The 12,649-nt window shown below is 45.0% G+C and carries 10 protein-coding genes; all 10 read right to left on the reverse strand.

Annotated features, from left to right (window positions below; genetic code table 11):
- Positions 1-592: 592 nt before the first annotated feature.
- Positions 593-1,855, reverse strand: coding sequence for a peptidase T (pepT, locus tag KHZ77_RS07160; protein WP_295197274.1), 1,263 nt, complete (start codon positions 1,853-1,855; stop codon positions 593-595).
- Between the two features lie 15 nt (positions 1,856-1,870).
- Complete coding sequence (locus tag KHZ77_RS07165; RefSeq protein ID WP_295197277.1) at positions 1,871-3,445, reverse strand: AbgT family transporter; 1,575 nt, start codon at positions 3,443-3,445, stop codon at positions 1,871-1,873.
- A gap of 676 nt (positions 3,446-4,121) precedes the next feature.
- Complete coding sequence (locus KHZ77_RS07170; protein WP_295197282.1) at positions 4,122-5,330, reverse strand: MFS transporter; 1,209 nt, start codon at positions 5,328-5,330, stop codon at positions 4,122-4,124.
- 242 nt (positions 5,331-5,572) lie between these two features.
- The gene (gene secF, locus KHZ77_RS07175) at positions 5,573-6,472 is read right to left on the reverse strand and encodes a protein translocase subunit SecF (protein ID WP_295197285.1); all 900 of its coding nucleotides are present in this window, start codon (positions 6,470-6,472) and stop codon (positions 5,573-5,575) included.
- Positions 6,469-7,734 (reverse strand): protein translocase subunit SecD, encoded by a 1,266-nt coding sequence (gene secD / locus KHZ77_RS07180; protein ID WP_295197288.1) that lies wholly within the window; start codon positions 7,732-7,734, stop codon positions 6,469-6,471. Before secD ends, secF begins: the two co-directional genes overlap by 4 nt.
- A 62-nt stretch (positions 7,735-7,796) precedes the next feature.
- The gene (locus tag KHZ77_RS07185) at positions 7,797-8,357 is read right to left on the reverse strand and encodes a 5-formyltetrahydrofolate cyclo-ligase (protein ID WP_295197291.1); all 561 of its coding nucleotides are present in this window, start codon (positions 8,355-8,357) and stop codon (positions 7,797-7,799) included.
- A 1-nt stretch (position 8,358) separates the two neighbouring features.
- Positions 8,359-8,640, reverse strand: a complete 282-nt coding sequence (gene yajC / locus KHZ77_RS07190) for a preprotein translocase subunit YajC (protein WP_295197292.1) — start codon at positions 8,638-8,640, stop codon at positions 8,359-8,361.
- Positions 8,641-8,676: 36 nt separating this feature from the next.
- Positions 8,677-9,789 (reverse strand): tRNA guanosine(34) transglycosylase Tgt, encoded by a 1,113-nt coding sequence (tgt, locus tag KHZ77_RS07195; protein WP_295197295.1) that lies wholly within the window; start codon positions 9,787-9,789, stop codon positions 8,677-8,679.
- A gap of 200 nt (positions 9,790-9,989) precedes the next feature.
- Positions 9,990-11,012 carry a tRNA preQ1(34) S-adenosylmethionine ribosyltransferase-isomerase QueA gene (gene queA / locus KHZ77_RS07200; RefSeq protein WP_295197298.1) on the reverse strand — a complete coding sequence of 341 codons (1,023 nt, stop codon included), beginning with the start codon at positions 11,010-11,012 and terminating at the stop codon, positions 9,990-9,992.
- An 18-nt stretch (positions 11,013-11,030) separates the two neighbouring features.
- Positions 11,031-12,632 (reverse strand): SpoIID/LytB domain-containing protein, encoded by a 1,602-nt coding sequence (locus KHZ77_RS07205; RefSeq protein WP_295197301.1) that lies wholly within the window; start codon positions 12,630-12,632, stop codon positions 11,031-11,033.
- Positions 12,633-12,649: the final 17 nt, after the last annotated feature.

A 12,649-nucleotide genomic window follows, 5' to 3' on the forward strand; every position in this document is an offset into this window, starting at 1 on the left:
TGTTAAGCACGCCGCCAGCGTTCGTCCTGAGCCAGGATCAAACTCTCCAAGATATCTTGAAGCTATTTGATAGCTCATTTAATTTGTTGTCCCGGATTTTCATCCGGTAGAATTTATTTGGTTGGTTTCAACGTTGTTGAAACCCGCACTCTGGCATATGTTCATTTCGTTAAAAATGATTACCTTACATTGTTCAGTTTTCAAAGATCTGTACTTCAGTTTTACGCTTGCGCGTCTTACTGACGACTTTGTTATTATAACAAAGTGTTTTGTACTGTGTCAACTACTTTTTAAGAACTTTTGTTAAAAACTTTTTTAAGTCCTTTTTCGTTGACTCCGCATCACCGCACCTCAGTAACGGCGACTTGATTATTATATCGAAATCGTAATTTTGCGTCAACCCCTTTTTTAATTTTTTTTACTTTTTTGAAAAACAAAACAGACTGCCCCACTGAGACAGTCTGTTTACGTGCAATTTCACTCGCACAAAGCTTACCTTAATACCTTTCCTCGTATACGTCCTATAGCCCCATAAGTCTATCGTCATATGCGTCTATCCTTATATGCATCTATAGGTCATATACTATATCCCCTATACTCCTTCATATACCATGTTAATGAGTGTCATGGTCATTTCATAGGATTTCTGGAAGGATGGAACCGGCATAAATTCATATGGTGAATGGAAGTTGAGCGCACCGGTAAAATAGTTTGGTGTCAAAATGCCCTGAGTAGAAATGTAGGAGCCGTCGGTACCGCCGCGCATAGCGATAACTTTCGGTGTAATGCCCAAAGACTTCATAGCATCTTCCAAGTAGTCGATGGCTTTCTTATTATCTTCTGTAATGGCATCGGCAATGTTACCGTACGTGTCACTCATTTCATAAGTAATTTTCGCACGTGGTTCTTGTTGTTGTAACTTCTTAACATTTTCCACGATGAGCGCTTTTTTCGCTTCATACTTCGTCTTGTCATGATCGCGAATGTTTAATTCCACTACTGCATTGGATTGATTGGATTTAATCGCCTGGCACCAGATGTAACCTTCTTTGCCTTCAGTACATTCCGGCGTTTCCTGGCGATTGAACATATTTACAAAGTCTACCGCCAATAAGGTTGGATTGACCATAACGCCTTTTGCACTCATTGGATGTGCGCTCACGCCTTGAATCGTTACAAAGGCGCTGCCGGCGTTAAATGTTTCGTACACCAATTCACCTAAGGCGCAGGAGTCAATTGTATAGGCGAAGTCTACGGGGAATCTGTCGTATTCCATATTTTTAGAACCGAAGAGGCCCACTTCTTCATCCGGTACAAAGGCTACGTAAATATCCCCATGATAAATAGACGGATTGTCTGCCAAGGTTTGTAAGGCGGTCATAATATTGGCAATGGCGGATTTATTATCTGCCCCTAATACGCTGGTACCGTCAGTTACAACTAAGTCTTGACCTACGTAGTCCAGCAATTCCGGATGTTCGCTTACCTTCATTACGATAGACTGTGTTTCATTAAGTACAATGTCTTTGCCGTCGTAAGCACTTACCACTCTCGGATGAACTTGTGGCGATAAGTTAACGTCCACTGTATCCACATGCGCACAGAAACCGAGAGCCGGGATTTTCTTAGTGCTCCCTTCCGGTACACGAGCCGGTAATTTACCGGTCAATACGCAGTGGTCGCTAATATGTAAATCTACCAAGCCCAAGCCTTCACATTCTTCTTTTAAAAGGCGCGCCATATCCCACTGGCCTTCCGTACTTGGAACGGCGGTACCGCCATTGGATTTACTTTGGGACGGAATCTGGATATATCTAAAAAAACGTTCTACTAATTCTTTACTCTTATCTTGCATAATAACCTCCATCACTTAAAACATTTGACGTGGATATACGAAGTCTGCCTGGAATCCCAATGGAATATTGAACCACCAGAAGAGATACAATACGATAGTCAAAATAATCAGTAAGCCGATTGTATGTGGCAACATCAAGCTACTCAATGTACCGACACCGGTCTTTTTATAATATTTCTGACAGTAAATGATGATGAGCGGATAGAACGCGAACATTGGTGTACAAACGTTAACCGCGGAGTCACTAATACGGAACGCAGCCTGTGTAAGTTCAGGCGCAATCCCTACAGACATAAGCATTGGCACGAAAATTGGAGCCAAGATGGACCATTTTGCCGATGCGGAGGTAATGAGTAAGTTCAAAATACCTACAAACACGATAATGCCGAATACGGTAACTTGAGGTGGCAAAGCCAGGGATTTCAAGAATTCCGCACCTGCTACGGCGATTAAAGCACCAAGGTTAGACGCACCGAATGCGTACATAAACTGTGCTGCGAAGAAATAGAATACAATTAGCTGTACCAGTGTATGGGTAATTTCTTCCATGGATTTTGTAAGATCTTTTGTCGTTTTAAAATTACCGCTCAACACGCCATACACAATGCCCGGTACGGCACTGAATAAGAAGATGAGGGATACGATAGACTGCATAACCGGCGCTTTAAAGCTGGCTACGTTGCCGGCAGGATCGCGCCATAAGGAATCTTCAGGCATCAAAGTAAGCACAAGGCCCACAACCATGAGTACGAATACTAAGGATGCAATGTAGAATGCGCGATTTTCTTTACCTGTAATTTCACCCAATGTGTTTTCCGATACATCTACATCAGGATCGATTGGACAGGCGCGTTGGCACCAAGGTTCTGTAATTTTTTCAGTAATCCACCAGCACACAGCAATGACAGGGAATGTGGCTGCGAACATAAAGAAATAGTTACAAAGTACGTTTACTTCGTACGATGGATCGATTAACTGCGCCGCCATTTGCGTGAAGCCCTGGATAACAGGGTCAATGGCTGATGGCGTATAGTTTGCCGCAAAAGCACCGGCGATACCGGCGAAAGATGCTGCCACACCGGCCAACGGATGTTTACCGGATGCATAGAATAAATAGGCCGCTACAGGAATAATGATCATATATCCGCTATCCGGCGCCAGATGGCTGAGCATCCCTACAACAATAACGATTGGTGTAATTAAGAACTTAGGTGTTACCATTAACACTTTTTTAAGACCCGTAGCAATGTAGCCGGACCCCTGTGCAATCCCGATACCCAGGGTAGCTACGATTACCATGCCTACCGGTGGGAACCCGGCAAAGTTGGTAACCATTTTAGTTAACAACGTAACCAGTGATTTCCCGGACAACATATTGGTAATTTCAATTTCCTTACCTGTTGTAGGATGAATGTATCCGAAATGAATATTTGAAAAAATAGCTGACACAACGCATGTAATAACGAATGCAGCAATGAAGAGCATTGTAATATCAGGAATCTTATTCCCCATTCGCTCAATCCAGCCGAGAAAACCGCCAACCGGTTGCAGCTCGACTTGATTACCTGTACTTGGCTGTTGATTTGACATAATGTCGCCTCCCTAATACAAATTCTTTCCCCATTTGCTTTACAAAGGCCTCTTCTTGTTCTTCCGGGTCCTCTTCGCAAAACAAACTGTAACTATTACATTAAGAATCATCTGCTTTATTTTACAGCCACCTCCCTATTAACTAGGGTTATTATCGTACTTATACTTCCCTGGAGGGCACGTCCTCCTTCTACATTCGATTCCCTTTCAGTACTTTTCCCCTGTACTTTATCAACAAAGCGCAATCATTGTTTAACGTCTTTTATCAAAGTTTTCAATACTTATAGCACTTTATTGAATATATTTAGTCTAATCATAGCCTCCCTGTTGATAATTGTCAAAGCATATTATGTTTTATCATAAGAAAAAAATGTTATTACTGATAAACAAATGTTTACTTGAAAAATATATATAAAGAATACAAATAAGAGCTACCAATACAGAAAATAAGTTAAAGCCAAAAATAATCAATGCGAAATAAAGCAGTAACCTACACATACAAATGAGTGCGTCAAATAAAAAAACAGACCGCCCTAGGTTAAGGCAATCTGTTTTCACTATAATTTTATATGCTTTTATATGCTTTTATGTACTTTTATATACTTTTATGTACTTTTATATGCGTTTATATATTTTTATTGTTCTTTTATGTATTGTTATGTACTGTTATATGCTATTACGCTGCTCGTTTGTAAAAGCGTTTTACGTAAAAATGGTAAATGAGCAGTCCCATAATGGCAATGACGGTGTTCATCTGATACATAGTCTGGAAGCCTACCCAATCGATGATCAAGCTCAAGATAGCGGATCCCAAGCCTACGCCAATGTCCAAAGACAGGAAATATGTTGCATTTGCCGTACCGGCCCGTTCTGCCAGAGCGGCCTGCACGCCTAAGGTTTGAAAGGCCGGACTGATGGCCCCATAGCCCAAACCGATAATCGGAGCGGACGCAATGATCCACATAGGTGTGGTGGCAAAACTTAGGATAGCAATACCGATGCTGTATAAAATAAAGCCCGGATATATTACCGTGTTCGCCCCCAAGTGGTCAAAGGCGCGTCCAATCCACGGACGGGTCGCTACAATAATCAAGGCAAAGACAACGAAGAAAATGCTGGCCATGGAGCCCTGACCCATGCCGGTCATCATAATCGGCACAAACACCAATACGCCGGAATAGCTGAAGCTGATAAACACACCGATAATAGCCCAAGGCAATGTGGTGCGTTCAATAAAGCGGTCAAAATTCCAAGGACGTTTTTTCTCTAAGCGCGGTAAAGCCAATGAATCATCGAGACGCTTGCGGTTGGCTGTATAGAAACTTAAGAGCGCACAAAAACTGAGGAAGATAAAGTACGCATTTTTATCCCACAGGTCTAAAATCGTCAAGCCCAGGAATGGACCAATAACCATGGCCACATTTACGAATACAGAAAAGTAACCGATCCCTTCCCCTTTACGATGTTTCGGCAATACCAACACGGCTACGGCCGCTACCGCCGTCGTTCCGATAGCGAATACCATACCGTGCAATAAGCGCAGCAGGAATATGAGGTCCATGGAGCTGGTAAAGTAAAAAGCAATCATGATGAGCAGGAATATCCCCGTCGTAGAAAGCAGCACTTTCCGTTTGTCGAAACCGTCGATAATTTCACCGGCAAAAGGACGGCAAAGAATGGTGCCGATCTGGAAGTAGGTCATGGCCATACCGGCCTGGAACGCCGTGCCTCCATAGGCCGCCGTAATAATAAGTGGTAAGCCGGCAATCAGAATATATTGACTCATGTAGAACAGACAGCTGCTCAGGCCGCAGCCGAGAAACTCCGCGGACCAGATTTTATTTGAATCGCCGTTCTGTTCTGCTGTTATTGATGTATCGTTCATAATAGCGTCTCCTTTCTCTGTATATTTTATAACTCATAGACACAATCATGGCAATAGATTCTGACTTATAGATTTTCTATATCATTTATTACATATTTTCATTGAATGCCCTGCCTTCAATTTTATAGACTTATAAAAACAAAAACACAGCAGCCTCGAAAGACTACTGTGTTATGTACTGTTTTATCATATGGCGCAATCGTTCCTACAAACGACGTTAACCAATTTAAACGTTGGCCCTATTACGCTTTAACTGCATTACGCATATCTTTTTTGTTGCGGCTTTTCCAAATGGACCACAAGGATGTAGCCACGCAGATGGAAGAGTACGCACCACTTACGAAGCCGATGATCATGCAAAGAGCGAAGTTCTTTGTGGTGTCACCGCCGAAGAAGTACAGGGAGCAGCACGCAAACATTACAGTGAGCAATGTGTAGCAGCTACGGTGAATACTCTGCGCAATACTTGCATTCGCAAGGTCCGCAAATGTATCTGTACGTTTGTGCGTATGAGTGTTTTCACGAATACGGTCGAAGATAACTACCGATTCGTTCATTGAGTAACCTACTACCGTCAAAATCGCCGCCAAGAAGGAGGAGTCGATTTCCAACTGGAAGAAGGAGAATACGCCAAGTACCATGATAAGGTCATGGAAAATCGCCGCCAAGGAAGACAAGGCAACCTTGTATTCGAAGCGGTACGAAATGTACGCCGCCAAAGCGAGGAACGCTACGGCCAAGTTAATCAACGCATGTTGTGTTACTTCGGAACCGATAACGGCACCTACAGATTCCACACGTTTAACTTCGTTCGGGCCGATGTTTTTGCTTAAGCTGTCAACAATGGCCTTGCTTTCATTCGCATCCAAGTTACGAGTACGAATGATGATATCGCTTTCATTGGAAGCGGTATCCTGGTTGGATTCCTGAATAATCGCACCTTCCAAGCCGAACTGTTTCAAGTCATCACGAACTTGAGCCACTTCCACATGTTGTTGGAAGCGCACTTCGACGATGGTACCGCCTGTGAAGTCGATACCGAAGTTGAAACCTTTCACGAAGATGGACACGAGGCTGCAGATTACAAGGATGGATGAAATGGTGAACCACCAGCGATGGTGTTTAATTACATCGAATCTCATTTCTTAGCCCCTCCCTTCCGGTAAAGATCCATTGTGGCGCTCGGTGAAACATTGGCACCATACCAGAACGGATGGTTTGTAATGTTACATTCAATCAATAAGTGTAACAAGGAACGGCTCATGGTAATAGCGGTAAACATACTTACGATAACCCCTAAAGCCAAGGTAATCGCGAAGCCTTTTACCGGACCGGAACCGAGTAAAATCAAGATGATCGCCGTAATCATAACGGATGTGTTGGCGTCAAAAATAGTAGCGAACGCACGGCGGAAGCCGGATTCCATGGAAATGCGCAATGTTTTACCATCAAATACTTCTTCTTTGAAGCGTTCGAAGATAAGGATGTTCGCGTCAACCGCGACGCCCATGGACAAGATAATCCCCGCGATCCCCGGCAAGGTGAGGGTCGCGTTGAGCACCCAAGGTCCCAGTACCACCAAGAGAATCATTACGTATACTAACAAGGCCATAGTGGCCACGAAGCCGGACAGACGATACAGCACGAGCATGAAGGCAACGATCAAGCCGATACCTACCGCAAAGGCTGTAACGGATTTGTCTTTCGAGTCCTGACCTAATGTAGGACCTACTGTACGAACTTCCATAACTTTAACTTTTACAGGAAGCGCACCGGAACGAAGAAGTACGGCTAAGTTTTTAGCATCTTCCAAAGTACGGCTGCCGGTGATTACCGCTTTACCGCCTGTAATCGCCTGGTTAACTACCGGATTGGTCAACTGTTCGCCATCCAGGTAGATACCGATATGACGGCCAATGTTGGCGGCTGTCAATTTCGCAAATTTGTCGGCCCCTTCATCGGTGAATTCCAAGGCAACTTCAAACTGCTTATTCTGAGTGATTTGTTCTTTTGCGTCTTTTAAATCATTACCGGTTAAATGAACTGTGCCGGATTCGTCACGGAATTCCATAACCGCTGTTTTACCGATTGTTTTGATCGCTTCATCAGGATCTTTTACGCCCGGTAATTCGATGATAATACGTTTCTTGCCTTCACGCTGAATGAGTGGTTCGGTAAGACCCATTTCATTAATACGACGGCTCAAAATCTGAATAACGCGTTCTACCGCATCATCAGTAACTTTGTTATCGCCGCTATCTTCCGCCTCGAGTACGATGTGAGTACCACCCTGCAAGTCGAGGCCCTGTTTAATTGATTCTGCCAAAGGTCCAATAAAATAAATAAAGACACCAATGATAATGGCAATGGCAGCCAGGAACTTGGCAACTGCCTTACTGTTCAAAAGTATTCCCCCTTGTTAAACCGCAGACTGAACATTGATACAATGAAGTCTGCCCATATGGTTTAAAACGTCTTAATTCTACAATCGGTGACAAGTCCACCAAGATGTTTGTCATATGAATTCATCGGCAAGGATTCTTCACTTACCTGTATATCCCAACCCACTCCGATGCAGCGCGCCTTCGGCACATCTGCCAGGAAGCGATCATAGTAGCCGGCGCCCATACCTAAACGGCCGCACTGTTCATCAAAGGCAACGCCCGGTACGAGAATGAGATCCAACTCTGTAGGCTCAATAGTTTCGTAGCCTTCCTTCGGAATGCGGATGTTCAGCACTCCGGTGGTTACGTCATCTAAAGAGGCCAGCTTAGCCGCAATCATAGTTGTTTTGGTAGTGCAAATCGGTACGTAAACCGACTTGCCCGCCTCGATGGCGTGTTGTATGAGTGCATCTAAGTTAGCCTCTTTGGGCATCGCCAGATACGCCATAATCGTCTTCGCATTAGTATAAGCGGGCAAGCTTAATATGTTATGAGTTAACGCCTTCGCGCGACGTGTAACGTCCTCATCGCACATAGCTTGACGCCTTGCTTTGTAAGCAAGGCGCAGAGTATGTTTATCCATATTATTTGTCATTCTTGGTTACTACGGAACCTACGCTGGAACGAGCAAATTTCATTTGCACTTTTTCCGCCACTTCAAGAATTACATAATCTTCGTGTAATTCAGTGATAGTGCCGTAGATGCCGCCGATTGTAACGATCTTCTGACCACGTTTCAAATTGTTTAACAATTCGTTTCTAGCCTTTTGTTGTTTCTTTTGAGGACGGTACAAAAGGAAATAGAAAATAACGATCATGAGAAGTATCGGCCAACCTGCTTGAACTAACTGACCTAAATCTGCCATTATTCATTCACCTCCAAAAAATTTATCTTTCAGCACCTATTTACCACCGTATTGGCCCCAGAACTCATCGCGGAATGCAGGGAATCGGTCTTCTAAAATTGCTTGACGCATGCGGCGCATGAAATCCAATAAGAAATATAAGTTGTGATACGACACGAGACGGAATGCTAAAATTTCTTCCGCCTTATACAAATGACGAATGTACGCTCTTGAGTAGTTGCGGCATGCATAGCACTGGCAACCGTCTTCAATAGGGCCCCAATCGTGTGCATATGTGGCGTTTTTCAACGTTACCCGACCTGTATGGGTCATCGCCATACCGTTGCGGGCCACTCGTGTAGGGTATACACAGTCAAACATATCGACGCCGCGGGCCACACCTTCCACTAAGCAGTCCGGTGTACCTACGCCCATCAAATACCGAGCCTTGTTGGTCGGCAACAATGGAGTCGTATGTTCCAATATATCATACATAATATCATGAGGTTCACCTACTGATAAACCGCCGATACTATATCCGTCAAAATCCATGGCTACCAGTTCTTTGGCACTGCGGGTTCGTAAGTCTTTATACATACCGCCCTGTACAATACCGAACATGCCCTGTGTCTTTGACACATGTGCTTCGCGACAACGTTCAGCCCAGCGAGTTGTACGCGCTGTGGAACGGTCCGCATATGCATAATCCGCAGGATACGGAATGCATTCGTCAAAGGCCATGGCGATGTCAGCGCCTAACTGTTCCTGCACCTTCGTAGCAATTTCCGGTGACAAAAACTTCTTAGAGCCGTCAATATGAGAGCGAAATGCTACACCTTCTTCGGTGATTTTTCGCAAATCCCCTAAACTGAACACTTGGAAACCGCCGCTGTCGGTTAAGATACCACCGTCCCAATTCATAAAACGGTGTAAACCGCCCGCTTCTTCCACCAATTCCGGACCGGGACGCAAAAACAAATGATATGTATTACTCAAAATAATTTGAGCGCCCATTTCTTTCAATTCTTCCGGAGACATGGTCTTTACGGTCGCCTGAGTACCTACAGGCATAAACATGGGAGTTTTAAATGTTCCATGTGGGGTATGCAACAGCCCTGCCCGAGCACCTGTGTGAGGACACTCTTTTTCTAATTCATAGGTAATAACCAAGCATATCCTCCTATCTATATTAACCTGTCAAGTAAATATTATAACACACTTTAAATTCTCTACCTAGTTCGTACAGATAATTTATGTAAATTTTACAAATCATCTTCCTCGACGAATACACGCAGCTGTGTCTATTATGCAAAAATTACCGTCGAAACTATAAATCTTAGCGAATGAACATGGCATCGAAACAATAAGTCTTAGCGAATGAACATAGCGTCGCCGAAACTGAAGAAACGATAACGCTGTTCCACCGCTTCTTTATAGGCGGCCAGACAATGTTCGCGGCCTGCCAACGCGCTAATGAGCATCAACAAGGTGGACTGAGGCAAGTGGAAGTTCGTTACGAGTGCATCCACAATTTTGTATTGGTAGCCAGGATAGATGAAAATCTGCGTCCAGTCGTGACCGGCCTGTACTTTGCCGTCTTTCGTGGCCGATTCCAACGTGCGCACCGATGTGGTGCCTACAGCAATAATGCGCTTCCCTGCCGCTTTCGCATTGTTAATCAGATCCGCTGTTTCCTGCGTTACTACATAGTATTCGCTGTGCATTTCATGATCTTCAATGGTATCAACGGATACGGGACGGAAGGTACCAAGCCCTACATGAAGGGTTACGAAAGCCAAGGTAACGCCTTTCGCTTTCAATCGTTCCAATAATTCCGGTGTGAAGTGAAGTCCTGCAGTCGGTGCTGCGGCGGATCCTTTTTCACGAGCGTACACCGTCTGGTAACGGTCCTTATCTTCCAATTTTTCGTGAATGTAAGGAGGCAACGGCATTTCACCGATTTCTTGAATGATATCGTCGAACACGCCGTTCGCTTCGAACTGGATAATACGTCCGCCGAAGCTGGTTTTATCTACCACTTCGCCTTTTAAACGGTCATCGAACACGATGGTCTGACCGATAGGGCATTTCTTGCCCGGTTTTACCAAACATTCCCAGCGATTTTCGCCGCATGGTGAGAGCAGTAACACTTCCACCTTGCCGCCGCTGCCTTCGCGATGGCCGTACAGGCGGGCCGGTATTACCTTTGTATCGTTAAATACGAGCACATCATTGTCTGTAAACTGGTCGATGATTTCATAGAAATGAGCCACATGGCTTACTTCGCCGCTTTCTTTATCCAGTATCATGAGCCGTGAGGAATCACGCGGTTCTACCGGGTGCTGCGCAATCAGTTCTTCCGGCAATTCATAATCAAAATCTGTCACCTTCATCGGTGTAAATCTTCCTTTCTAATACATCTTTTCGATGGTAATTCCTGTGTAATAGTGATTTAAAATGGTTTTATAGTAATCAGCCTTGTTCCCGTCTTTAGCCGCCATAGCCGCCGCACCCCATTGGGAAAGGCCTAATCCGTGTCCCCAGCCGTAGCCGCGGATGTAAACTGTATCCGTTGCTTTTTTAAACGTATGATAAGCTTTCGGATTCTTGAAGCTGTCCGCCGAAGTAGGCGGTTTTGCATTTACATAAAAATCAAAGAGCGTCGACTTCAAACCGAATATTTTCATAATCGATTCGCCGCCTACGGTAATGCTTTTCTTATTGCCCACAAAGGTGGCTTCAATAACACGGCCCGATACACCGCGGTCCGCCGCTTTAATCGGACGCTTACGCAATGTGCTGAGCTTAATTTCTTTTAAAGTGCCCACATCTTTGCCGGCCGCTTTCAATTTATCTTCCATGGCTTTTCTTGTAAGCGTTACAGTCCATGCAGACGTGTCGCCATTATTGGCATAGTCTTTTACACCTTTCAAATAAGGCACTTCACTGCCCCACACGTTCACGCTGTCTTCTGTATATCCGCCGCCGTCAGCATGGAACAATGCCTGAATCGGCGAACCTTTATACATCATAACCATGCCCTTGGTCGCGTCAACAGCCTTGTTTGTGCTGTCATATTCGCCGGCCTGGCCGTTATACACCTGATTGTCTGTAGTCGGTTTCACATCGTATACTTTGCCGCTGCTCTGTTTCATCGTGTACAGAGCATAAGTTCTGGCCGCTACGGCCTGTGCCTTTAACGCTTCCTGATGCCAACTTGGCACCGCTTCCGCCGGCACTACCCCATATAAATAGGATTCCAGCGAAGTCTCGTTGATGATAAGCATGCCGCCACCGGATCCGGTCATCACCTTAATAGCGCCGCGGTACGGTTTCCCGTCCACTTTCACCGGTGTACTCGTCTTCCCTTGCCAGGATTTCAAGTAAATATCCCCGTCCACAGTCTTGCCGTTAACGGTGAGTTTCTTATTCTTCAAGCCTACTACAACAGCCTGACCGGTCGTCACCTGTGACATCGGCTTTTTATTTTCGTCATATACGCTGACCGAACCCGTGCCGGTAGCCACAAAGGAAGAGCTGCGCGTGCCGATGAGGATGCGGATCTGAGGAATCTTCGTATCCTCATTCATCATGAAGGCGGGAATCTTCCCGGATTTCACTTCGCTCGTCTTATCGGTCTGACTTTTACTCGCCTGGCTTTTGCTTGCCTCACTCTTGGCCGTCTCCGCCTTCGAAGCGGCTTCCTGTTTTGTCACAGCAGCTTTAGTGGCTGCACTCGACTTCGCCGCATCAGCCTTGGCTGTTGCATTAGCGGTTATCTTAGTGGCTGTACTATTCGCTTTAGCCGCGCCGGACGTCTTTGTCTCTTCGTCAGTAGGGATTTTATTCCCCATAATGTAGCCCGGCTGGTTTACGGTTTCGTGGCCGTCCCCTTCTTTAATAATAGGAATGGCCGCCGCATCAACGGCAACGGTCCCTGCGGACCAAACTCCCAAGCTTGTAACACCTATCATAAGTAACAGTGGCAATACAGACCACTTGTTTCGTTTCATAATAGCTCCTTTTCCCC

This window comes from Veillonella sp., assembly GCF_018364065.1.
Lineage (GTDB): Bacteria > Bacillota > Negativicutes > Veillonellales > Veillonellaceae > Veillonella_A.